This window comes from Streptomyces hokutonensis, assembly GCF_042751305.1.
In the GTDB taxonomy this organism is placed as follows: Bacteria; Actinomycetota; Actinomycetes; order Streptomycetales; family Streptomycetaceae; genus Streptomyces; species Streptomyces hokutonensis_A.
Map to the genome: position 1 here is coordinate 16,501 of NZ_JBHYWD010000032.1, position 23,035 is coordinate 39,535.

Consider the following 23,035-nt stretch of genomic DNA (forward strand, 5'->3'; position numbering starts at 1 on the left):
TTCTCTCTTTTGTGATTCGGGTTTGTTTATTAATTTCTAGTCATCTGGGAGTCGGATTGCGGCGTGTCTGTGCCACCCGTGGGGGGCGGGCCCCCCCCCCCCCCCCCGACGACGTTCCACGAGACAGGGCACCACACACCATGACAAGACAGCGTGAGCGCTACGGCGAGTTCTACGAGGACGACTTCGGGCTGAGCGCGCTCACCGCGAGACTGGCCGCGGCCACCACCGCACCCGACGTCGCACGGGCACTGGAGTCGGCCGCGGAGGTGGCCGCCGGCTGCGAAGGCGAAGGCGCCGTGGAACTCGGCGCGGACATCCGCTGTCTGCTCGACTCCGGTCTGCCGGACGAGACGCTCCGCGCGGCCTGGCTGGCGGCCACGCACGAGAGCTTCGACCCGGCGGACTTCGGGACGGACCTCCACGGCTGGCTGACCCGGCTCGCGGAGCTGTACCCGTCCCGGCCCCGCAAGAGGCCTCAGGTGTACTGGCCCTCACCACCGCACCCCGAGTTCGCGGAGGAAGAGCTGCGCGCAGCCGTCGTAGCGGAAATACGCGTAGCGGCCCCCGAGTTGAGGCGCGCGCTGGCACACAGCAGTGCCGGGGGGACCCTGCCCGCGACGGTCCCCGAGGCCCTGGAAGGCATCGCCGGGCAAGCCGACGGGGAGACCGGATTCCGCCTCTTTCTCCGCATCCTGAAGGAGTGGGCGGTGCCGGTGGGCAAGGAACAGTACGACCGCCTCATGGAGCTCGCTTCGGAACTCGGCTATCCAGGACCACTGGTCTACGACGGCCTCAACATCCAGTGGCTGCCCCTCGACCCGACCCGACGCGACCGCTCGGGAGACTTCGGCATCTCGGCCCTGTCGGCGCGCTTCGCCACCTACTGGGAGGAACCCACGGCACGGGAGGGCGTGGCGCTCGCCGCGACGTTCGACGACTCCGCGGAGACCCCGGGCACCGCGGCGGCGCTGCTGTTCGAGGACGCCCTCCGCCTCCTGAACTCCCCCCTGAGCGCCGACACCCTCACCACCCTGTGGCTTGCCGTGTCGGACCGGGGCCTCAACATCGACCAGCTCGGCATCGACGGGCGGGACTGGCTCCGCCTGATCGCGGACGTGAGCGAGGAGCGCCTGCGGGATGTCGCCCCTTCCTACACACCCGTCGCAGGACCGGTGCGGACCGCGCTCACCCAGCCGGTGCTGGAGGCGATCGACGCGGCGACCCCGGATCTGGCCGCCCGGACCATCAGCCCCCACCGGCTGGGAATTCCGGGCACGGGGGCGATCGACGCCGTGACGGAGGTCGTCACCCACGCCGACCCCGACCTCGGATACCGGCTGTTCCTCCGGCTCCTCAACGTGCTGTCCGTCCCGCTCACCATGGACCAGTACGCCGGTTACCGCGCACTCGGCGAGCGGTTCGGCTACGGCGCGTCCCTTGTACCGGAGGCCATCGAGCAGCTCGCCTCGGAGAACTGACGCGGACGCCCGGGGCTGCCCGAAGAGCCCGCTCACAGCCCAACGTGACCGACCCCACCCACCACCCCGTTCAAACTCCGTTAACAATGGACTGTGATCTCTCCGGTCTCCCCGATGCCCCGGAGCGCCCACCGGCACAAGCCGGAGGCGACTCCCTACGTCGACCTCACCCGAGCCGAGTGGAGCGCGCTGCGCGACAAGACGCCGCTGCCGCTCACCGCCGACGAGGTCGAGAAGCTGCGCGGTCTCGGTGATGTCATCGACCTCGACGAGGTGCGGGACATCTACCTCCCGCTGTCCAGACTCCTCAACCTCTACGTCGGCGCCACGGACGGCCTCAGAAGCGCCCTGAACACCTTCCTGGGCGAGCAGGGCTCCCAGGCCGGCACCCCGTTCGTGATAGGCGTCGCGGGGTCGGTGGCCGTGGGGAAGTCGACTGTCGCGCGTCTCCTCCAGGCGCTGCTCTCCCGCTGGCCCGAGCACCCGCGCGTGGAGCTGGTCACCACCGACGGGTTCCTGCTGCCCACGCGGGAGCTGCAGGCGCGCGGGCTGATGTCGCGGAAGGGGTTCCCGGAGTCGTACGACCGGCGGGCGCTCACCCGTTTCGTCGCCGACATCAAGGCGGGCAAGGACGAGGTCACCGCTCCCGTGTACTCCCACCTCATCTACGACATCGTGCCCGATCAGCGGCTCACGGTCCGGCGGCCCGACATCCTGATCGTGGAGGGGCTGAACGTGCTGCAGCCCGCGCTCCCCGGCAAGGACGGCCGTACGCGCGTCGGTCTCGCCGACTACTTCGACTTCAGTGTGTACGTCGACGCGAGCGCCGAGGACATCGAGCGCTGGTACCTGAACCGGTTCCGCAAGCTGCGGGCGACCGCCTTCCAGAACCCGGACTCGTACTTCCGCAAGTACACCCAGGTCTCCGAGGACGAGGCCGTCGACTACGCCCGCACCCTCTGGCGCACCATCAACAAGCCCAACCTGGTCGAGAACATCGCCCCCACCCGTGGCCGAGCCACCCTGGTCGTCCGCAAGGGCCCCGACCACAAGGTGCGGCGACTCAGCCTGCGGAAGCTGTAGAGCCGCCTGATAGAAGTGCGTCATGCTGCACCTGCGCCTGATCACCCCCGCGGACCGGACCGACGACGTGGTCCGGCTGATCGAGACGACCGTCGGGACCACGCATCTCGTCGTCCTGCCCGGTGCCGCCCGCAACCCGGCCGGCGATGTCGTGACGTGCGATGTCGCCCGCGAGGCGGGTGACGAACTCATCGGCGGGCTAAGGGAGTTGGGGGTCGACCGGACCGGCTCGATCGCCGTAGACGACATCGGCCTGTCGCTGTCGGAGCGGGCCGAACAGGCCCAGGACGACGCGCCGGGCGAAGGCGCGGACGCGGTGCTGTGGGAGCACCTGACGGACGCGACGCACGAGGAGTCGACGCTCACGGTCACCTACGTCGCGTTCCTGGCCGTCGCCACGATGCTCGCGGCCTGCGGTGTGATGCTGGACAACGCGATCCTGATCGTCGGCGCGATGGCCGTGGGACCGGAGTTCGGGCCGCTCGCGGGGATCTCGACCGCGCTGGTGCGGAAGGCGCCGCAGCTGGTGTGGCGGTCGCTGTGGGCGCTGCTCGCCGGGTTCGCGGCGGCCATGGTGCTGACGGCGGGCTTCAGTTGGCTGCTGGACGCCTTCGGGCTCTTCGAGAAGTCCATGGTGGAGGCCGCGCGGCCCAACACCGCCTTCATCTGGAAGCCCGACTGGATGTCCTTCGTCGTGGCGTTCCTGGCCGGTATCGCGGGCACGCTGTCGCTGACGTCCGCGAAGTCCGGTGCGCTGATCGGGGTGGCGATCTCGGTGACGACCGTACCGGCCGCCGCGAACGCCGCCGTGGCCCTCAGCTACACGGACTACTCCCAGACGTGGGGCTCCACTTGGCAGTTGCTCGCCAACCTCGGCGGGATCGTGCTGGCGGGCACGCTCACGCTGCTGGCCCAGAAGGCGTTCTGGACCTGGCAGCGCGAGCGCACCCCCGCTCGACTCCCTTAGCCGAGCGCCGACTTCACGGCGTCCGCCAACCGCCCGGCCACCGACCGCGCCTGGTCGATGTCGGCGGCCTCGACCATCACCCGCACCAACGGCTCGGTACCGGACGGGCGCAGCAACACCCGCCCCGTGGACCCGAGTTCACGCTCCGCGTCGGCGACGGCGGCAGCGAGGTCCGCGGACGTACCCACCCGGGTCCGGTCCACATCCGGCACGTTGATGAGCACCTGCGGCAGCCGCACCATCACGGACGCGAGGTCCTTGAGCGTACGGCCGGTGTCGGCGACCCGCGCCGCCAGCATCAGGCCGGTCAGCGTGCCGTCGCCGGTGGTGGCGTGGTCCAGGATGATGACGTGGCCGGACTGCTCGCCGCCCAGCGCGTAGCCGTGCTCCTTCATCTCCTCCAGGACGTAGCGGTCGCCGACCGCGGTCTGGACGAGCGTCAACCCCTCGCGTTCCATGGCCAGTTTGAAGCCGAGGTTCGACATGACGGTCGCGACGACGGTGTCGGAGCGCAGTGCGGAACGCTCCCGCATCGCCAGCGCGAGCACGGCCATGATCTGGTCCCCGTCGACCTCTTCGCCGGTGTGGTCCACGGCCAGGCAGCGGTCGGCGTCGCCGTCGTGCGCGATGCCGAAGTCGGCGCCGTGCTCGACGACGGCGGCCTTGAGCAGCCCGAGGTGGGTGGAGCCGCAGCCGTCGTTGATGTTGAGGCCGTCGGGGTCGGTACCGATGGTGACGATCTCGGCGCCGGCCCGGGAGAAGGCCTCCGGGGAGACGCGGGCGGCGGCGCCGTGCGCCTCGTCGAGGACGATCTTCAGCCCGTCGAGGCGGTTCGGGAGCACGCCGATGAGATGGGCGACGTACTGGTCGAAGCCTTCGCTGTAGTGCCGGACCCGGCCGACGCCGGAGCCGGTCGGGCGGTCCCAGGGGGCACCGGTGCGGTGCTCCTCGTAGACCTTCTCGATCCGGTCCTCCAGCTCGTCGTCGAGCTTGTGCCCGCCGCGCGCCAGGAACTTGAGGCCGTTGTCGGGCATGGCGTTGTGGCTCGCGGAGAGCACCACACCGAGGTCGGCGCCCAGCACACCGGTGAGATACGCCACCGCGGGGGTGGGCAGCACACCGACGAGCAGTACGTCCACTCCCGAGCTGGCGAGGCCGGCGACCACGGCGGCCTCCAGGAACTCCCCGGACGCGCGCGGGTCCCGCCCGACCACGGCCGTTGCCCGGTGGCCTGCGAACGTGCCCGCCTCGGCGAGCACATGCGCCGCCGCGACGGAGAGGCCGAGGGCCAGCTCGGCCGTCAGATCCGCGTTGGCGACACCGCGCACGCCGTCCGTGCCGAAGAGTCGTCCCACTTGTCCTCCTGAGGAAGGCGAAAGTTCTGCAGGGCGAAAGTCCTGCGTTCCAGGCATAGGATGCCTGGTCATCCGATCACACAAGCCTTTGAGCGCCTTGTGCCGTTATACGCCCCGGACTGTGATAAACGAACGCCCCGACGGCACGAGTGGCGTGCCGCCGGGGCGTTCGGAGTACAGACAGCAGGCGGGATTTAGCGCTTGCTGTACTGCGGAGCCTTGCGGGCCTTCTTGAGACCGGCCTTCTTGCGCTCGACCGCACGGTCGTCGCGACGGAGGTAACCGGCCTTCTTGAGGGCGCCGCGGTTGTTGTCCACGTCGGCCTCGTTCAGCGCGCGGGCCACGCCGAGGCGCAGGGCGCCGGCCTGACCGGAGACGCCGCCACCCGAGATGCGGGCGATGACGTCGTAGCGGCCGTCGAGCTCGAGCACCTTGAAGGGCTCGTTGACTTCCTGCTGGTGGACCTTGTTCGGGAAGTAGTCCTCGAGCGTGCGCCCGTTGACCTTCCACTTGCCGGTGCCGGGCACGATGCGAACGCGCGCGATGGCGTTCTTGCGGCGGCCCAGGCCGGCGGCCGGCTGCGGGTCGCCGAAGCGGCCGGCGAGCGACTCCGAGGTGTACTCGCCCTCGACGGGCACCTCGGACTCGGTGGTGTAGCTCTCGATGTCGACGAGCTCGGTCTCGGTGTCTTCGACCGGCTGCTCAACGGTGGTCTCGGCCACGGTTCTCCTCAGATTCTTTTCTGTCTTAGGGGGTGTGGCCGGAACTACTGCGCGACCTGGGTGATCTCGAACGGCACCGGCTGCTGGGCAGCGTGCGGGTGCTGGTCGCCCGAGTAGACCTTCAGCTTGCTGATCATCTGACGGCCCAGGGTGTTCTTGGGGATCATGCCCTTGATGGCCTTCTCGACGGCCTTCTCGGGGTTCTTCGCCAGCAGCTCGTCGTAGCGGACGGAGCGCAGACCACCCGGGTAGCCGGAGTGGCGGTACGCCAGCTTCTGGGTCTTCTTGTTGCCGGACAGGTGAACCTTGTCGGCGTTGATGATGATGACGAAGTCGCCCATGTCCATGTGCGGGGCATAGGTCGGCTTGTGCTTGCCACGGAGGAGGTTCGCGGCAGTGGTAGCCAGACGGCCGAGGACGATGTCCTGGGCGTCGATGACGTGCCACTGGCGAGTCACATCGCCGGGCTTGGGGCTGTACGTACGCACTTCGCAGCCTTCTTCTTCAGTGGATGGGTGCTGAAATTGGCATCACTGAAGCGATCGTGCAGCTGGGGACGACACTGCCGGGTCCAGCGCCCGTATGCCGCCCACTGGTAACTGCTCCAGGGAACCTACGTAAGGGCTTCTCGTCTGAGAACGGCCAAGCCGATACGCATAACAAACCGTAAGAGTACTCGGGCCGCCCCGGACGGGTCAAAACGGGGCCGGAGCACTCCGGTCGGCAGCACACAGCGAGCGATCGGGCACGTACCGTGACAGCCCCAACGTCTGTTGCTCCAGGGCTCATTGAGACGCACGTGCACGCCCGTCGCCCCGTCTAGGATGCGACCCATGAGCTTCGGGCAGGGGGGACCCCAGTCCCAGTGGGATCCCTGGAAACCGCAATCGCAGCAGCCGTGGGGCGGCAACGTCGACGACGAGACCCCGGACTGGGCCGCGCTCGCCGACCGGGCGGAGACGCGCAACCGGCGCAAGAGACTGCTGCTCATAGGCGGCGGCGCGGTCGCGACGATAGCCGTCGGAACGGCCGTCGCCATGGCCGTGATGTCGGCGAGCGGCGACGACACCGCGTCCGGGAAGCCGACGAACCTGCCCGCGAGCGGCTCCCTGCCGAGCGTCGGCGCCACCTCGCCGTCCTTCGAGCCGACCAGCGCGCCGCCGCCGCTGGACCCCGAGGAGTTCATCTCCAGCAAGGCCAAGGACAAGGCACCGCTCAGCCCCGCGACCCTCTTTCCGGGCACCCAGCTGACGGTCGCCTCGACGGTGTACAAGAAGGGCCCGACGGCCGACAGCACGAACTGCGCCTCGGTCGCCTCGGGCACCCTCCCCAAGGTCCTCACCGCGAACGGCTGCACCCGCCTCATGCGGGTCACGTACATCAAGGACAACATCGCGGTCACCGTCGGCGTGGCCCTCTTCGACACCGAGGCGCAGGCGACCAAGGCCAAGGGCCAGGCGGACACCAAGAGCGCCGTCAAGTCTCTGTCCGGCAAGGGCGTCAAGGCCTTCTGCGACGGCGCGATCTGCCGTACGACGACCAACTCCTACGGCCGCTACGCCTATTTCACGGTCGCCGGTTTCACCAGCGGCACGGACGTGACGACGAAGGACACCAAGGTCTTCGCGATCGGCGACGACCTCGCCAAGTTCACCTTCGACCAGATCCACGCCCGCGGCGAGGCGCAGGCTTCGGCGGCGGCGGCCGGCTAGCAGGCCGGCCCCGCCCCACCGGTGATCAGCTCCACTCGCGCGCCTCGGCCAGCACCGGTGCCTCCCGGTGAGGAGGGAAGCCGCGCGGGTCCATCACGGTGTGCTCCCGCCCGCCGCCGGCCGCCTTGAAGACCCAGGTCCGGTAGGACCAGAACCGGAAGAGGGTCGCGACGCCGATGCCGAGGAACTTGCTGGCATTGGTGGCGATCGGACTGTCCCAGCCGAGTCCGTAGGTGGTCGCGTAGAGGACCGAGTTCTCGATGACCAGGCCGACCGCGCTGAAGAAGAGGAAGAGGCCCAGCTCCCTTCGTCTGCCGGTCCGGTCGTCCTGGGCCCGGTCCCGGTAGGCGAAGTACCGCAGGCCCAGGTAGTTGCCCAGGATCGCGCAGGCCGTCGCCACGACCCCCGCCCGCACGGTCTGCCAGTGGGCGACGCTCCTGATGAGGTTGAAGACCCCGAGGTTCACCACGAACCCCGACAGCCCGACCACTCCGAACTTCGCGATCTCGCGGTACAGGTGTCCCCACCGCGAGGGAGTCGCATGCCGTCCGCTCACGGTCCCGGTCAGCCCCGTCTGTGGCGCAGCCGCAGCCGCAGCGGCACCACGGCCGACTCCAGCTGGGTGGAGAAGTTCATCTTGGACACGCCCTCGGTGCGCTCCTCGAACCGGATCGGGATCTCGACCGCGCTGTGTCCGGCCCGTACGGCCTTGAACTTCAGCTCGACCTGGAAGCTGTAGCCCGCGCTGTCCAGGGTCGCGAGGTCCACGTCCCGCAGGGTCTGTGCCGACCACAGGTTGAAGCCGGCCGTGATGTCCCGGATCTTGGTGCCGAGCACGGTCCGGGCGTAGCGGTTGGCGAACCGGGACAGCAGGACGCGGTGCCTGCCCCACTCCTCGTCCAGCGAGCCGCCCTCGACGTACCGGCTGCCGACGACCAGGCCGACGCCCGAGGCCACGGCGGTGCCGAGCATCCGCGGGACCGCCTCGACGGGATGGCTGCCGTCGGCGTCCATCTGGACGACGTAGGCGGCGCCCTCCGCGAGCGCGGCGCTCATGCCCGCGACGTAGGCGCGTCCGAGGCCGTCCTTCTCGGTGCGGTGCAGCACGCTCATCCGGCGCACGCCGTCGGCGTTGTACTTCTCCGCCAGCTCCTCGGCGATCCGCCCGGTGCCGTCGGGGCTCGAATCGTCGACGATCTTCAGGTGCAGCCCGTCGAGCGGCAGGCCGAGGACCAGCTCGGCCATCCGGGGCAGGTTCGCCGCCTCGTTGTACGTCGGCATCACGATGGTGACCGGTACGCCGGGGTGTCTGTCGTGGTCCGTCATGTCTTTCCGTTTCCTCCCCTAGAGGCCCTGAAGGGACCTCTCCCCAACCGGCGCAGGTCTGCCCAGCGCGCGGAAATGCCAGCCCGCCGCGGTCCAGCGGTCCGCGTCGAGCACCCCCCGGCCGTCCACGAGGTACGGACGGGACACCAGCCGTGCGGCCCGCTCCGGGTCGATCTCCCGGAACTGCGGCCACTCGGTGAGATGCAGCACGAGGTCGGCCCCCCTGAGCGCCTCCTCGGCCGACACCGCGTAGCCGAGGAGCGGGAACGCCTTGCGGGCGTTGTCCAGCGCCTCGGGGTCGTAGACCGTGACATCGGCACCGTCGAGCCGCAGCCGGGCGGCCACGTTGAGCGCGGGCGAGTCACGGATGTCGTCGGAGTCGGGCTTGAAGGCCGCTCCCAGTACGGCGATCCGGGCGCCCAGCACCGATCCCCCGCAGAGCTCGCGCGCCAGCCCGACGACCTTGTCGCGGCGGCGCATGTTGATCGCGTCGACCTCGCGCAGGAAGGCCAGGGAGACGCCCAGTTCGTCGGCGCGGTGCGCGAAGCCGCGGATGTCCTTGGGCAGGCAGCCGCCGCCGAAGCCGACGCCTGCGCGCAGGAACTTCCGGCCGATCCGGTCGTCGTGCCCGATCGCCTCGGCGAGGACTCCGACGTCGCCGCCGGCCGCCTCGCAGATCTCGGCCATCGCGTTGATGAAGGAGATCTTGGTGGCGAGGAAGGCGTTCGCGGCCGTCTTGACCAGTTCGGCGGTCGGGAAGTCGGCGGTGACCAGCGGGGTGCCGGCGTCGAGGACGGGGGCGTACACCTGACGAAGGGTCGTTTCCGCGCGCGAAGACCGCACCCCGAAAACCAGCCGGTCCGGCCGCAGCGTGTCCTCGACGGCGAAGCCCTCGCGCAGGAACTCCGGGTTCCAGGCGACCTCGACACCCTGGTGCACCGTCGCCAGCCGCCCCGCCGTCCCCACCGGCACCGTCGACTTGCCGACCAGCAGCGCGCCCTCGGCCGCGTGCTCGGCGATCGCCGCGAAGGCCGCGTCGACATGGGTCAGGTCGGCGCCCTCGGAACCCTTGAGCTGCGGGGTGCCGACGCACACGAAGTGCACCTCGCCGAAGGCCCCGGCCGCCGCGTAGTCGGTGGTGAACCGGAGCCGTCCGCTCGCCGTGTGCTTCGCGATCAGCTCCGGCAGCCCGGGCTCGTGGAACGGCACCCGCCCCGCCTGCAGCGCGGCGACCTTGTCGGGGTCCACGTCGACCCCGAGCACCTCGTGTCCCAGCTCCGCCATGCAGGCGGCATGGGTGGCACCCAGATAGCCGGTGCCGATGACTGTGAGCCGCATCCGGCGGCCTCCTTCACAACTCCGTGTCGGCCGCTACTTGCGTTCGAGAACCTGCACCACGACATGGTTCAACTTCACCGTGCGACCGGCTCTGAAGGACTTCTCGATCGCCGCCGCGGTCTTCTCGTTCATGCCGGTGAGCAGCGGACGCCCGTCGCTGATGGTGGAGACCAGCCACAGCCGGTCGGTGCCCTTGAGACAGCTCGCCGGCTTGCGGCACTCGGTGGCGCCGTAGGACCCGTTCTGTTGCGGGGTGTACTCCATGAGCACGTCCTTGGGGGCCTTGCGATCCCGCAGTTCGTACGCCATGGCCCGGCGCTCCGACATCCCGCCGTTGAAGATCATCCCGTCGCCGGACCTCTCGCCCGCCGCGATGGCGTTCGCCGCGCCCCGGAAGTCCGGTTCCGTCGGCAGGTCCTTCTTGGCGTCGCCGATCGCCGGCCATGCCACGAACGCGTACCCGGCCGCCACGGCAGCGACCAGCAGCCCGCTCAGCACCTGCGCGCCGGTCCCCCGGCGGGCGTCGGGATCGAGCCTGCCGACGAGCCGGGTCAGGCCTGCGGCCACCAGCAGCGTCCAGGCCGGGATGGTGAACAGCAGGTACCGCGGCAGGAAGAGGTGCAGCTGGTCGGCGGTCACGAAAGTGAGCACCGGAGGCAGGACGGCCCAGGCGGCGAGCAGCACCGAGTACCGCCCGGCCACCAGCAGGCCGGCCACGCCGAGGGCCATCACCGCTCCGCCGGTGATCCACGACCCGAACAGGGTGTCCGGGAGGTGGGTCAGGTCCTTGGTCGTGGTGACGTTCCAGGAGATCTGGCCGCTCTGCCCGCTACCCTGCGCGACCATCGGGAAGGTGATGGACAGTCCCAGCATGGCCGCGCCGGCGAAGGCGTAGTGGGCGATGCGGTCGCCCCGCTTCTTGGCCAGGAAGACGAGCCACACATGCCCGGCGAGCACCGCCATGGCCACCAGGTGGCTGAACCCCGTGGCCGCGATGGCGAGCCCGTACAGCGTCCAGTTGCGCAGGCTCGGCCTGTCCAGCGCCCGGATCAGCCACAGGGTGGCCAACAGGGCGAACATCGTCGCGAAGGCGTACGGCCGGGCCTCCTGGCCGTACCTGGTGATCGCAGGCACCACGGCGAACAGCAGTCCGGCCAGCACCCCGGTGCGCACCGCGAACATCCGGCGCCCCAGGAGCCCGACCAGACCGGCCGAGACCGCCATGGCGAGCGCCTCCGGCAGCCGCAGCATCGCCGCCGAGTCCCCGGCGACGTCGATCCACAGATGCATGATCGCGTAGTACGGCGCGATCACGACGTCGATGCTGCCGATCAGTCGTCCGAGGTCGTGCCACGAGATCGTGGACGCCCACCAGGTGGCGTGCTCGTCGCGCCACAGCTGGCGCCCGCCGAGGCCCGGCACCACACAGACGGCCGCGACCAGCGCGGGCAGCACGAAGGCGAGCCACGCCGAGCCCCGGCCTGCGCCGTCGGCGGACCTGCGGTGCTCGGAGGCGGCGCCCTCCTCGGGTTCCTCGGCGGCCGTCTCGTCGACCGATGGTGTGTACGCCGTCATCGCTTCACCCAGATCCGGTACGGCTCCTGTCCGCCGTCCTTGTCGGAGGGCCGCAGCACGGCCAGCAGCCGGTAGTCCGCGTTGCCGCGCAGCGCCTCGGGAACGGAGGCGGTCCGCAGCACGATCGCGTCGTAGGAGCCCTTCTTCACCTCGGCCGCCAGAGCCGCGCCCTGCCCGGCCTGGTGCCACTGAGCCGGGTTCGTCTGCGCCTTGAGGTAGTAGGCGGAGATCTCCGGGTCGTCCGTCAGGTACTCGCCCTTGGTGTCCACGACCTCGCGCAGGGCGCCGATCATGGCGGCCGAGTCCGGCGGCCGGTACAGCCCCCCGGTCTGGGCCATGCCGATGACCAGTGCGGCGACGTAGATCATGATGCCGATCTGCGGGTACCGGAAGTGGGCGCCCATCATCCGCGAGACGCCGAGACCGGCCATCGGCACCGCGAAGAGCAGTCCGAAGCCGACGTGGATGTACAGCGAGCTGCCGTTGCCCAGCCAGGCCTGGTAGAGCGGGGCGAGCAGGGCGGTGGCACACATCGTCACACCGAGCAGGGAGCGCCGGATCGCGCCCGGTGCGGTGCCTTCGGCCCACGGCATCTCGCCCATCCGGGCCCGCCGGATGAACCCGACGGCACCGATCACCGCGACGAGCAGGACGACCCCGCCCCACTCGGCGCTCTCCTTGAGCAGCTCGACGGCGCTGTCGGTGCCCTTCGCGTTCCAACCGCTCGGTGTGCCGGCGAGCTGGACGCCGGCGAAGCACAGGGCACCGGTGGCCCCCGCGAAGATCGCACCCCGCAGGAAAGCTCCCGCGCCCCGGAAACGGTAGGCGGTCAGTACGGCGAGCACGGTCAGCGTGGGCAGGTAAAGGGCTGCCGCGTAGGCGGCGAACGGCGCGAGGGCCGCGAAGGGTGCCGCGAGCAGCACGGCCGCGGGGCCGGCCTGCCGGGTCCGGGCCAGCAGCCACAGGGCGGCGGCGAGAAGGAACAGCGACAGGGAGTGCAGGGAGGCGTAGCGGCCGGTGAAGGCGGTCGACTCCAGCACGGAGTACATGGCGGCGGCCGCGAGACCGGCCCGCGCGTTGAACAGCAGCCGGGTGGCACCGAACAGGAGCGCCGTGGCCCCCAGCGCCCACGCCAGACTCAGCGCCCGGGCCCCGGCGAGGCCGAGCTGGGAGACCAGCCCCGAGAGCTCGCCGCCGGAGGTGAGGAACTTCGCCTCCTGGGGGAAGGCGCTGCCGTCGAGCCGGAAGGACAGCCCGGCCTGCACAAACAGGATCAGGAGCAGGACGCCCCGGCTGATCCACGCCGAGCGGCTGTTGTCGACCGACCAGGCCGACACCGGGACCTCGGGCAGCACATAGCCCGGCTCGGGCTCCGGCTCGGGTTCGACGACGGTGTACTCCGGGACGTAGTACTCGGCGTCGGAGCCGCCTGTGTTGGGACGCGCGTACTGCTGCTGCCCGGGTGTCGGCTGCTGGGGGATGTACGGCTGCCCGGCGTACGGCTGCTGGTAGCCGTAGGCCTGCTGATCTCCGTACGCCTGCTGATCTGCGTAGGCCTGCCGGTCCTCGTAGACCTGCTGCTGTCCGTAGGCCTGCTGATCTCCATAGGCCTGCCGGTCGTCGTAGGCCTGTTGCTGCTGCTCGGAGTAGGGCGGGTGGTGCTGCTGCCAGTCCTGTCGCTGCCCGGGCTCCGACCAGCCGCCGTCCTGCTGCTGCGTCGTCATGAACGCGGCACCTCGAATCCGAAGTCGTCGTCGGCGATGAGGCGCTTGAACTCGGCCAGGGCGAGCGGGCTGCTCTCAATGCGCCAGTCGGCCCGCTTGGGGATGTTGAACCACAGAAAGCCGATGACGTCCTTGTCCGCCTTCACGCCTCCGAGCAGCGCGCGCACATCGGCGCGCCGCCGCTCCCCGGGCTCGGACGAGGTCTCGCTGATCAGCACCGGCTTGTCGGTGAACGCGTCGATCTGTCTGCGGGTCGGGCCGTAGAGGGTGTCGAAGGTGTGCGCACCGGTCTGCGTCCAGTAGCCGACGATGCCGACCCAGTCGACGTAGGCGTCACCGGGCCAGTACGGCTTCAGCTTCACGGAGGGGACCGGGTTGACGACGTTCGGGCTCCACACCCAGATGACGTTGGTGGCGCCGACCTCCTGGAAGACGTCGTGGATGTGGCGCCACGCCTTCACGAAGGTCGCGGGGGTGGTGTCCTCGGTGCCCCACGGATACCAGTGACCGTTCATCTCGTGGCCGAAGCTGATCGCCACGGGCACGCCCGTCTTGCGCACGCTGTCCGCGTACTTCTTGATGTACGTGTCCTGCGAGCCGTCGGCGATCTTGTCGAGGCCGGGCTTGAACGGCTCCCACGACACGTACATCAGACCGCCGTCGCCGAAGACGTTCTGTGCGCCCTCGGCATTGAAGCCGTCGCCCCACGACGAGTAGGAGCCGACCATGTCGGGCCTCTTGCCGACGGTCTTCGCGAAGGCGTCCACCGGTTTCAGCGAGCTGGGCGCGCCGTTCAGGGCCACCCCGAAGTACTCCTTGTCCGGGTGCAGCAGCGGTTTCACGTCGTACGGCGACTGCGCCCCGGACGCCTTCGAGGAGGACCCGGCGGCCGGTTTCCTCGCGGCCTCCGCGGCAGCGTCGTCGCCCCCGAGCACGCCGCAACCGGCGGCCGCCGCCAGGGACATCACCGCCGCGCACAGCGGGAGGACGGCCTTGCGGATCATGCGGGTTCACCTGCCGAGGTGTGTTCCTTGGGCTGGATGAGCGCTCGCGCAACGACCAGCGCGTAGAACAGTCCGGAGGACAGGACGAGAGCGAAGTCCGGCGGATAGCCGGTGAACAGCCGGTACACGGCCGCCCCGACCCAGACCACGGCCGTGCCGCCGCTCCAGATCCACATGCCGAGCCAGAACCGGCGGGTCTTGTTCTTCTTCGCGCCCTTGGAGCCGGTCGGCTGCCAGCCCATGCGCTGCTTGCGCAGGATGTCCCAGATGGCGAAGACATGCGCCCAGCCGTACATCATCCGCGCCGACCAGGCCTCCAGCCGGTACGGCGCCTTGTGCCACATCGGGAAGACGAGGGTGGTGTAGACGATGCTGGGCAGCACCCAGACGAGGTGCTTGACCTGGAGCATCTCCGGGCTGGTGAGCAGCAGCATGATGGGCACGAGCGGCGCTAGGAAGGTGAACAGCGCCGTGTGGATGTAGTAGAAGAAGCCGGACATGTAGCAGAGCCGGCTGAAGAAACTGATCGGCGCGTCCCAGAACTTCTTGCTGGCGAGCAGCGACATCGAGCCGGAGCACCAGCGGTACTGCTGGTTGAAGAAGGCCCCGGCGGTGTCCGGGCACACGCCCGTGGACAGCGCGACCGGCACGTACTTCAGGTCCCAGCCGAGCCCGCGCAGGTCGAACCCGGTGTGCACGTCCTCGGAGTGCTCGATGAGGGTCGTGCCGCCGTTGGTGTCCAGCGCGGCCCGCCGGTAGACGGCACAGGAACCGACGCAGATGGCGCCGTCGCTGTTCTGCCGGGACACCTGCACGGACCGGTAGAACAGCTCCTGCACGGCACCGGCACCGCGCTCGATCCAGTTCTGCGAGTCCAGCACCCGGAAGTACTGCGGGGACTGCACGATCCCGATGCGCTCGTCGGCCTCCATGTACGGCAGCAGCTCCTCCAGGAGGTCGGAGCGCGGTGTGAAGTCGGCGTCGAGGATCAGGATGTACTTGCCGTCGGACTGGCCGAACCCGAAGTGCAGGTTGCCGGCCTTCTTGAACCAGCCGCGGTTCTCGCGGGTGCCGTAGCGGAAGCCGAAGTCCCGGGCCATGGCGGCGAGCTCGGGGCTCGCGCCGTCGTCGAGGACGAAGGGCACACAGGTGCCGGGGTAGCGGTCGGCCAACTGCCGCACATGGGTCCAGGTGTTGTGCAGCACCTCGATGGGTTCGCCGCACACCGGCAGGAAGACGTCGACGCTGGGGTAGACCGGGGGCCGCCAGTCACGGACGAGCTGCTGGTGGTACTCGAAGTCGAAGTCGCGCGTGAAGCCGTTGACCTTCAGCGACACGAGGTAGTAGACGACGGTGAAGAACAGCGGTGGCGCGAAGATCCACATCAGTGGGCTGGCCTTGGTCAGCGCCACCTGACTGACGGTCAGGCACCCGAAGCTGACGATCGAGGCGAGCGTCAGCACCCACAGGCGCCTCTTGACGTACGAATACTTCTCCGCATGCGACGGCGGCGCGGGCAGAAGTCCCAGGGACGCCTGTTCGGCGCCACGCTTTCCTCCACGCCTTGTCGATCGATGCCCCCCGGCACCGGTCACTCCGGACATGCGGGCAGAGTCAATGAATGACATTCCTACCCTCCGGGCCACAAGCCCGAGTGTTCCCCACCCCAAAACGCCCCTTTCGAACAAAGGGGCCGGATGGGAAAGGTTATCCGAGAGATGTGAATGGCGTAAGAGCACTGGAGAGACATACGACCGACAAGTCCCTTTATGGGTCTTATCTCTACCGCAGAGTGGGGTAACCATCACGTTTCAGATCCGGACCACCCGGGCATACCTCTCCAGTTGTGCGCTTCTTGTCACGCCTCTGTGGGCCTGGATACTGGCTGCCGATCTTCTTTCAGCCAGGGGGCACCACATGACCGGTTCGAACTCACGACGCTCCGTACTCAGATCGGCGCTCGCGGTAGGCGGCGTCGCCGTGTCCGCCACAGCGGTCTCCGCCGGTGACGCCAACGCCGCGGCGGCGGACCCGGGATGGGTGAACGTCAAGGACCACGGCGCCACGGGAGACGGCACCACCGACGACACCGCGGCGATCCAGGCGGCACTGAACGCCTGCCGGCCCGGCAACATCACCGTTCTCCCCGCCGGGGTGTACCGCACGAGCGCCCCCCTGCGCATCGGCCCGTACGTGACCCTCCAGGGTTCGCACGCCGGCGGCGAGTCCCAGCCGGGCGCCCTGAACCCGGTGGCCGGCATCCGACCGCTCCCGTCGTTCACGGGGAACGCCGTCGTCGAGGTTCTGGACCAGCAGCTGGGGGGCTACTCGATCCAGGCCAACGCGCAACGCATCTTCTCGCTGTCCATCGACGGCTCCGACCTGCCGCGCGGCGGAGCGGAGATCGACGGCATCCGCGCCACGGGACAGATCCAGCACCTGCAACTGCGCGACGTCCACGTCCGCGCGGTCACCGGCATCGGGATCAACACCTGGTACAACTTCGACGCCACCGGCGGCCCGCAGGCACCGTTCTGCCTGCACTACGACCGCGTCTCCGTCCTGTGGACCGGCTCCCACGGCGTCGTGCTGAACAACTCCACCGACTCCGTCTTCCACGACGTGTACGTCCTGGGTGTCGGAGGCTGCGGCTGGTGGATGTCCGGCGCGGGCAACTCCTCCTTCACCAGCTGCCGAGCGGAGTGGTCCAAGCTGCACGGGTTCGACATCGAGTCCGTGCCCGGAGTGATCAAGATGGTCGCGTGTTCCACCGACCGGAACGGCTGGCACGGCATGTACGTCCACGCGACGGACACCACCGGCGTGCTCCTGCTGTCGGCCACGCAACTCACCCGGGACGGCAAGAACGACGGGGCCGGCGGCGGCGGGTACGCGGGACTGGGTGTCGCGAGTTCCCAGTGCAAGGTCATGGCCGACGGCCTGGTCGTCCTCACGGGCAAGGACGACGACGGAACGGGAGCCGCCAGCCCCCAGTACGGCGTGCGCGCCGACAACTCGGCCTATGTCGTGGTGAACTCGGGCCACCTTCAGGGCGTCACCACTCCATGGCAGAGCGGCTCCGGCAACACGAAGTTCGTGAAGGGCACGCTCGTCGGAACGGGCTGAGAAGACGCCGTTCCCACTGACGATGCCGAAGCGAAACGCGCCCCATAGTGCCCAAAAACCTCAACTGATGATAGGAACAACCACCACTTAGTCTTCACGTTTGTGCCGTGCCCGTGACCACTCCGGGCACGAACACGAGGGGGGTCCCGATTTGCCCGGGTTTTCCATGCCCGCACGCGGTGGCCGTCATCGCAGCCGGCGGCGCACATGGTTGTTGTCCGTCGTGGCCGCGGCCACTGCCGCGCTGATCGGCACGATGATCAGCCTGGTGGCGTCGTCGGCCCAGGCCGACCAGAACACCCAGGGCGTCGACAACCTGCGCACCAACTGGGACCAGGACGAAGCCTCCCTCTCCCCCGCGGTCGTCCAGTCCTCCGCCTTCGGCCGGCTCTTCGCCACCAAACTGGACGGTCAGATATACGCCCAGCCGCTGGTGCTGGGCGACCAGGTGATCGCCGTCACCGAGAGAAACACCCTGTACGGCCTCGACCGCACCACCGGCGCGATCGAGTGGAGCAAGAACTACGGCCCCTCATGGCCGGCGTCGGCGATCGGCTGCGGGGACCTGGTGCCGGACATCGGCGCGACCGCGACACCGGTCTACGACCCCTCCACCAACTCCCTCTACTTCACCACCAAGGTCGACGACGGCACCTCCACACACCGTCACCCGACCTGGCTGATGCACGCCGTGGATCCGGCCTCCGGGGCCGAGCGCTCCGGGTGGCCGGTCACCATCGCCGGAAAGCCCGTCAACGACCCGAGCATCAGCTTCGACGCCTACTACCAGCAGCAGCGCCCCGGTCTGCTGCTGATGGACGGCGTCGTCTACGCGGGCTTCGGCGCCCACTGCGACGCATGGCCCTACCGCGGCTATGTGGTCGGCGTCAGCACCACGGCGCACGGCATCACCTCGATGTGGGCAACGGCGACCGGGGCCGGCACCGGCGGCGCCGGCATCTGGCAGGCGGGCGGCGGCCTGGTCTCGGACGGTTCCGGCCGGATCTTCTTCAGCACCGGCAACGGCATCAGCCCGGCGCCGGGCCCGGGCAAGACCGTCCAGGGAACCCTGGCCGAGTCCGTGGTACGCCTCCAGGTGGGCGCGGACAACAGCCTCAGTACGGCCGACTTCTTCAGCCCCAGCAACGCCGCCACCCTGGACCTCAACGACCAGGACATCTCCTCGGGCGCCCCGATGGCGCTGCCGGACGGCTTCGGCACCAGCGAGCACCCCCGTCTGCTGGTCCAGCAGGGCAAGGACGGGCGGGTGTTCCTGCTCGACCGCGACAACCTCGGCGGCATGGGCCAGGGGCCCCAGGGCGGCGACGCCGCGGTCAGCGTGTCCGGCCCCTACCAGGGCATGTGGGGACACCCCGCGTTCTGGGGCGGCGACGGCGGCTACGTCTACGTCGTGGGCAACCAGGGTCCGCTGCGCGCCCTCAAGTACGGCGTGCGCAACGGCGGTACGCCCACGCTCACCCTCACCGGCCAGAGCCAGGACACCTTCGGCTACACCAGCGGCTCCCCCCTGGTCACGTCCGACGGCACGGACGAGTCCAGCGCCCTGGTGTGGATGACCTCCGCGAGCAACGCCTCAGGGGCCGACGGCACCCTGCGTGCCTACAGCCCCACCCCCGACGGCAACGGCCGCCTCCAACTGCTGTGGTCGGCGCCCATCGGCACCGCGACGAAGTTCAGCACGCCGACCGCCGAGCGCGGCAAGGTGTACGTCGGTACCCGGGACGGTGTGCTCTACGGCTTCGGCAGCCCGGCCAGGACCGCCCTGACCGCGGCCTCGCTGGACTTCGGCCAGGTCGGGGTCGGCGGCAGCGGCTCCGGCCGGATGAAGCTGACGGCCACGCAGGACGTCGGCATCACCGGGCTCACGGCCTCCGGCCCGTTCACGGTCGACCCGTCCGCCGTACCCACCCCCGCACAACCCACGGCGCTGGCGGCGAACGCCACTCTCGACGTTCCGATCGGCTTCGCCCCCACCACCACCGGCGGCGTCAACGGCACCCTGACCGCGAACCTGTCGGACGGCCAGAAGCTCGTCTTCGCCCTCCACGGCATCGGCACCAGGCCCGGCTTCGGGGCAGCGCCCGGCGCCCTGGACTTCGGCGAGATACCCACCGGCAGCACCTCGACGCTGAACCTCCAAGTCACCAACACCGGCACCGAACCGGAGACCATCGCCTCGGCCGACGCGCCCGGCGGCGCCTTCTCCGCCTCGGGGCTGCCGAGCGCGGGGACGGTCGTACCGGCCGGTGGCTCGTTCGTGCTCTCGGTCACCTACACGCCGACCACCGACCGGGTCGACAGCGGCGCGCTCGTGATCAGCAGCAGCGGCAGTGGCGGCGCCACCCACACCCTGAGCGTGCCGGTCACCGCGACGGCCATCACCGGACAGGGACACCTGGAGTTCTCCACGAGCTCCCTGGACTTCGGCAAGGTCCCGATCGGCAGCTCCAAGTCGCTGACGTTCACCATCACCAACACCGGCAACATCCCGGTGACGGTGACCAAGGCCAAGGCGCCGACGGGTGACTTCAACAGCCCGTTGCAACTGTCGGAGGGCCTGGTCATCGGTCCCGGGCAGACCGCGGTGCAGAGCGTGACGTTCACTCCGCGTTCCGCCGCGGACCTGAACGCCTCCTACGAGGTCACCGGCACCGGGACCGACGGCAACGGCAGCCCTCAGGGCGCCATGTACGTCCAGGTCAAGGGCACCGGCACCGGCACGGCCACGACCACCTCGACCGCCGATGGACTGTGGCAGACCAACGGCTCGGCGGTGCAGGCCGACGGCGGCGTCCGGCTGACCCCGGCCTCCAGCAACCAGGCGGGCTCGGCGGTGTACACCAAGCCGTTGCGCACCGACGGTCTGCGGGCGACGTTCACCGCGAAGTTCGGGCCCGGCACGGGCGGGAAGGGCATGACGCTCGCTCTCCTCGACCCGGCCCAGAACTCCGCCTCGGCGTTGGGCGGGACCGGTGACGGCCTCGGCATCGCGGGGCGGCCGGGCACGGTGATCGCGCTCGGCACCGGCTGGAACCAGACGCTGAAGGCGCAGAACTTCGTGGGGATCGGCCGCAGTTCGGCCGGCTCGTCGACGATCGCCTACCCGTCGGTGGTCCCGCTCACCACCTCACTGCGCCAGGGCACGCACCAGGTCGACGTCCAGGTGGCCACCGGCCATGTGTACGTCTGGGTCGACGGGACCCAGGTGGTGGACGCGACACCGACGCTGACGTCCACCGCGCTGCTCGCCTTCTCCGGCGCCACCGCCGACAGCTCCGACGTGCAGACGGTGAGCGGTCCCGTCATCAGCGAGGGGCCGCCGGCGGCCACTTCCCTCCACCTCACCGCCCCGAGCACGGGCGTCCCGGGCCGGTCGCTGACCGTCACCGGCACCCTCACCTCGACCGCGGCGCTCCCCGCGGGCCAGGTCGCGCACATCACGCGGAACGGGACAGCGCTGCCGGATGTGACGACGCAGGCGGACGGCTCCTTCACCTTCACCGACACCCCGCCGGCAGAGGGCACCTACACCTACGCCGCGAGCTACGCGGGAGACGCGACGCACGGAACGGCGAGCACCACGAGCCTTGTCCAGGTGTCCAGACTGACCACCACCGTCAATCTGACGGCCCCGGCCACGTCCACCCGCGCGCAGCAGCTGACCGTGTCCGGCAAGCTCTCCGGCTCGCCCTTCGCCGCCGGAGGGGTCGTCAAGGTCACGAGGACCGACCTCGCCAACACGTCCGGCACCGCACTCGCCGACGCCAAGGTCGCCGCGGACGGTTCGTTCACGTTCTCGGACACCCCGCAGATCGGTGGCGCCAACACCTACAAGGTGACCTACGGCGGCGACGTCTCGCACCAGCCGGGAAGCACCGGCGCCACCGTCCAGGTCTCCCGGACCGCCACGTCCCTCACCGTCACGGCCGACCACGCGACGTACGCGTACGGCCAGTCCGCGAAGATCACCGCTCACCTCGGTACGACGTACAACAAGCGCACGGTGGCGATCTACGCCCAGCCGTTCGGCGGCACGTCGGTCCTGGTGAAGTCGGGGACGGTGGACAGCAACGGCAACCTGGCCGGGTCCTACAAGCTCGCCCGCAACACCGCGTTCAGCGCGGTGTTCGCCGGCGACTACCGGTACGCCCCGAAGACCGCCGCACGCAGTGTGCAGACCCAGGTACGCATCTCGGAGACGCTGTCCGGCCACTACACGAGCACGCACTACGGCAGCACCCTCTACCGGGTGTACCACCACACCGCCAAGGAGCAGCTCGACGTCACCGTCACACCCAACAAGGCCGGCCAGTGCATCCTCTTCCGTGTGCAGCGCTACTACAGCGGCGCCTGGCACACGCAGACCACCACTCCCTGCGCGGCCCTGAGTTCCGCCAGCGCCGGCCGCCACAAGATGTCCCTGACCAACTCCGTGGGAAGCAGATTCCGCATCGCCGCGGAGTACGTCCACAGCAGCAGGGACACCACCAACCCCAGCACCTGGGGCGCCTGGCAGTACTTCACCGTCAGGCAGTGAGCACGACTGCGACCGGCTGAACAGCCCCGCCCTCGGCCTGCGGCCCAGGGCGGGTCCTCGCCGGCAGTCGGTTCAGGACCCGCCCCCGGACGGCAGCGACCGTCGGTTCCGCGCCTCCTTGTTCCGCGCGGCCAGCAACTCGTCCGCCGGGTACGCGACCTCCTCCAACGTCAGCCCGTGCGGCCGTACGACATGCACGGCGCTGTCCCGCACCCCCGCGTCCAGCACCTTCCGCGGCCACTCCGCGCCTCGGTGCCCGTCGCCGACGAACAGCAACGCGCCGACCATGGACCGCACCTGGTTGTGACAGAAGGCGTCGGCGCGCACCTCGATCTCGACGACACCATCACCCCGCCGGCTCACCCCGAAGTCGAGGATCTCCCGGATCGTCGTCGCCCCCTCACGCTTCTTCGCGTACGCCGCGAAGTCGTGTTCCCCCACAAGGGACTTGGCGGCGGTGTCCATCGCGACGACGTCCAACTCCCAGTCGTGCCACAGCACATGGTTCCGCAGCAGCGGGTCCACACCCCCCGGCCGGTCCCCCACCCGATACACATAGCGCCGCCACAGCGCCGCGAACCGCGCGTTGAAGCCCTCGGGAGCCTCCGCGACGCGCCACACCCGCACATCCTTCGGCAGCCGCCCCGCAAGCCGCTTCAGCAGCTTCTCCCGGTGCTCCGCCCAGACGCCGACCGGCAGATCGACATGCGCCACCTGCCCCCGCGCATGCACCCCGGCATCGGTACGCCCGGCAACGGTCAGGTCGTACGTCACGTCCCCCGCCCGCGTCACGGTCCGCAACGCGTCCTCGACCTCCCCCTGCACGGTCCGCCGCCCCCCGGCCTGCTTGGCCCACCCGGAGAACGCGGTCCCGTCGTAGGAAAGGTCGAGCCGCACGCGTACGAACCCGGCCGCCACTTCGTCACTCACACCGAGATCCTTTCACCTACACACAAAAGCGGGGCCCCGCCCAAAATAACGGGGCCCCGGGGGGGCCCCCCCCCGGGCGCGGGGGCCAGCGCGCCCCCCCCCCACCGCGGGGGAGCCCACAAAACGGTGTTAGC

The 23,035-nt window shown here is 69.7% G+C and carries 17 protein-coding genes; 6 read left to right on the top strand and 11 right to left on the bottom strand.

Annotated features, from left to right (window positions below):
- Positions 1-140: 140 nt before the first annotated feature.
- The 3 genes from ACFXC1_RS46190 to ACFXC1_RS46200 all read left to right on the top strand — a co-directional run bounded on the left by ACFXC1_RS46190 (position 141) and on the right by ACFXC1_RS46200 (position 3,531).
- A complete protein-coding gene (locus ACFXC1_RS46190; protein ID WP_381255080.1) occupies positions 141-1,481 on the top strand; it encodes a hypothetical protein in 1,341 nt (446 codons plus the stop codon).
- Positions 1,482-1,595: 114 nt separating this feature from the next.
- A complete protein-coding gene (gene coaA / locus ACFXC1_RS46195) occupies positions 1,596-2,564 on the top strand; it encodes a type I pantothenate kinase (protein ID WP_381255083.1) in 969 nt (322 codons plus the stop codon).
- A gap of 22 nt (positions 2,565-2,586) precedes the next feature.
- Positions 2,587-3,531 (top strand): DUF389 domain-containing protein, encoded by a 945-nt coding sequence (locus tag ACFXC1_RS46200; protein WP_381255084.1) that lies wholly within the window; start codon positions 2,587-2,589, stop codon positions 3,529-3,531.
- On the opposite strand, the gene glmM is transcribed toward ACFXC1_RS46200, so the two are convergent.
- From glmM to rplM, 3 genes are all read right to left on the bottom strand, one after another.
- Positions 3,528-4,886 carry a phosphoglucosamine mutase gene (gene glmM / locus ACFXC1_RS46205; RefSeq protein ID WP_381255087.1) on the bottom strand — a complete coding sequence of 453 codons (1,359 nt, stop codon included), beginning with the start codon at positions 4,884-4,886 and terminating at the stop codon, positions 3,528-3,530. The genes ACFXC1_RS46200 and glmM overlap by 4 nt on opposite strands.
- Positions 4,887-5,080: 194 nt before the next feature.
- A complete protein-coding gene (gene rpsI, locus ACFXC1_RS46210) occupies positions 5,081-5,608 on the bottom strand; it encodes a 30S ribosomal protein S9 (RefSeq protein WP_093627302.1) in 528 nt (175 codons plus the stop codon).
- 44 nt (positions 5,609-5,652) lie between these two features.
- A complete protein-coding gene (rplM, locus tag ACFXC1_RS46215) occupies positions 5,653-6,096 on the bottom strand; it encodes a 50S ribosomal protein L13 (protein ID WP_013001400.1) in 444 nt (147 codons plus the stop codon).
- 345 nt (positions 6,097-6,441) lie between these two features.
- Between rplM and ACFXC1_RS46220 the strand changes: the two genes are divergently transcribed.
- Positions 6,442-7,320: a hypothetical protein gene (locus ACFXC1_RS46220; RefSeq protein WP_381255090.1), complete on the top strand. Its 879-nt coding sequence runs from the start codon at positions 6,442-6,444 to the stop codon at positions 7,318-7,320.
- Between the two features lie 25 nt (positions 7,321-7,345).
- Here ACFXC1_RS46220 and ACFXC1_RS46225 read toward each other — a convergent pair whose 3' ends face one another.
- Genes ACFXC1_RS46225 through ACFXC1_RS46255 form a run of 7 tightly spaced genes read right to left on the bottom strand, consistent with a single transcriptional unit; the run spans position 7,346 to position 15,750 of the window.
- On the bottom strand, positions 7,346-7,876 hold the full coding sequence (locus tag ACFXC1_RS46225) for a GtrA family protein (RefSeq protein WP_381255093.1): 531 nt from the start codon (positions 7,874-7,876) through the stop codon (positions 7,346-7,348).
- A gap of 8 nt (positions 7,877-7,884) precedes the next feature.
- Positions 7,885-8,646 (bottom strand): polyprenol monophosphomannose synthase, encoded by a 762-nt coding sequence (locus ACFXC1_RS46230; RefSeq protein WP_381255095.1) that lies wholly within the window; start codon positions 8,644-8,646, stop codon positions 7,885-7,887.
- A gap of 18 nt (positions 8,647-8,664) precedes the next feature.
- Positions 8,665-9,984, bottom strand: a complete 1,320-nt coding sequence (locus ACFXC1_RS46235; protein WP_381255098.1) for a UDP-glucose dehydrogenase family protein — start codon at positions 9,982-9,984, stop codon at positions 8,665-8,667.
- Positions 9,985-10,017: 33 nt separating this feature from the next.
- Positions 10,018-11,559 carry a glycosyltransferase family 39 protein gene (locus tag ACFXC1_RS46240; RefSeq protein ID WP_381255101.1) on the bottom strand — a complete coding sequence of 514 codons (1,542 nt, stop codon included), beginning with the start codon at positions 11,557-11,559 and terminating at the stop codon, positions 10,018-10,020.
- Positions 11,556-13,283 (bottom strand): hypothetical protein, encoded by a 1,728-nt coding sequence (locus ACFXC1_RS46245; protein ID WP_381255103.1) that lies wholly within the window; start codon positions 13,281-13,283, stop codon positions 11,556-11,558. Before ACFXC1_RS46245 ends, ACFXC1_RS46240 begins: the two co-directional genes overlap by 4 nt.
- Positions 13,280-14,287: a glycoside hydrolase family 26 protein gene (locus tag ACFXC1_RS46250; RefSeq protein ID WP_381255106.1), complete on the bottom strand. Its 1,008-nt coding sequence runs from the start codon at positions 14,285-14,287 to the stop codon at positions 13,280-13,282. Before ACFXC1_RS46250 ends, ACFXC1_RS46245 begins: the two co-directional genes overlap by 4 nt.
- The gene (locus tag ACFXC1_RS46255) at positions 14,284-15,750 is read right to left on the bottom strand and encodes a glycosyltransferase family 2 protein (RefSeq protein WP_381255109.1); all 1,467 of its coding nucleotides are present in this window, start codon (positions 15,748-15,750) and stop codon (positions 14,284-14,286) included. The genes ACFXC1_RS46250 and ACFXC1_RS46255 overlap by 4 nt, the downstream gene beginning before the upstream one ends.
- Positions 15,751-16,267: 517 nt before the next feature.
- Here ACFXC1_RS46255 and ACFXC1_RS46260 point away from each other — a divergent pair.
- The gene (locus tag ACFXC1_RS46260; protein ID WP_381255111.1) at positions 16,268-17,413 is read left to right on the top strand and encodes a glycosyl hydrolase family 28-related protein; all 1,146 of its coding nucleotides are present in this window, start codon (positions 16,268-16,270) and stop codon (positions 17,411-17,413) included.
- Positions 17,414-17,636: 223 nt separating this feature from the next.
- Positions 17,637-21,971, top strand: a complete 4,335-nt coding sequence (locus ACFXC1_RS46265; protein WP_381255114.1) for an Ig-like domain-containing protein — start codon at positions 17,637-17,639, stop codon at positions 21,969-21,971.
- Positions 21,972-22,043: 72 nt separating this feature from the next.
- On the opposite strand, the gene truA is transcribed toward ACFXC1_RS46265, so the two are convergent.
- Positions 22,044-22,901: a tRNA pseudouridine(38-40) synthase TruA gene (truA, locus tag ACFXC1_RS46270; protein ID WP_381255117.1), complete on the bottom strand. Its 858-nt coding sequence runs from the start codon at positions 22,899-22,901 to the stop codon at positions 22,044-22,046.
- Between the last annotated feature and the right edge of the window lie 134 nt (positions 22,902-23,035).

Bases quoted from the DNA above. Each gene is read 5' to 3' on its own strand.
- ACFXC1_RS46200 (WP_381255084.1), top strand. From the start codon at position 2,587: ATGCTGCACCTGCGCCTGATCACCCCCGCGGACCGGACCGACGACGTG.
- ACFXC1_RS46240 (WP_381255101.1), bottom strand. From the start codon at position 11,559: ATGACGGCGTACACACCATCGGTCGACGAGACGGCCGCCGAGGAACCC.
- ACFXC1_RS46230 (WP_381255095.1), bottom strand. From the start codon at position 8,646: ATGACGGACCACGACAGACACCCCGGCGTACCGGTCACCATCGTGATG.
- ACFXC1_RS46250 (WP_381255106.1), bottom strand. From the start codon at position 14,287: ATGATCCGCAAGGCCGTCCTCCCGCTGTGCGCGGCGGTGATGTCCCTG.
- coaA (WP_381255083.1), top strand. From the start codon at position 1,596: ATGCCCCGGAGCGCCCACCGGCACAAGCCGGAGGCGACTCCCTACGTC.
- ACFXC1_RS46235 (WP_381255098.1), bottom strand. From the start codon at position 9,984: ATGCGGCTCACAGTCATCGGCACCGGCTATCTGGGTGCCACCCATGCC.
- ACFXC1_RS46245 (WP_381255103.1), bottom strand. From the start codon at position 13,283: ATGACGACGCAGCAGCAGGACGGCGGCTGGTCGGAGCCCGGGCAGCGA.
- ACFXC1_RS46190 (WP_381255080.1), top strand. From the start codon at position 141: ATGACAAGACAGCGTGAGCGCTACGGCGAGTTCTACGAGGACGACTTC.
- ACFXC1_RS46220 (WP_381255090.1), top strand. From the start codon at position 6,442: ATGAGCTTCGGGCAGGGGGGACCCCAGTCCCAGTGGGATCCCTGGAAA.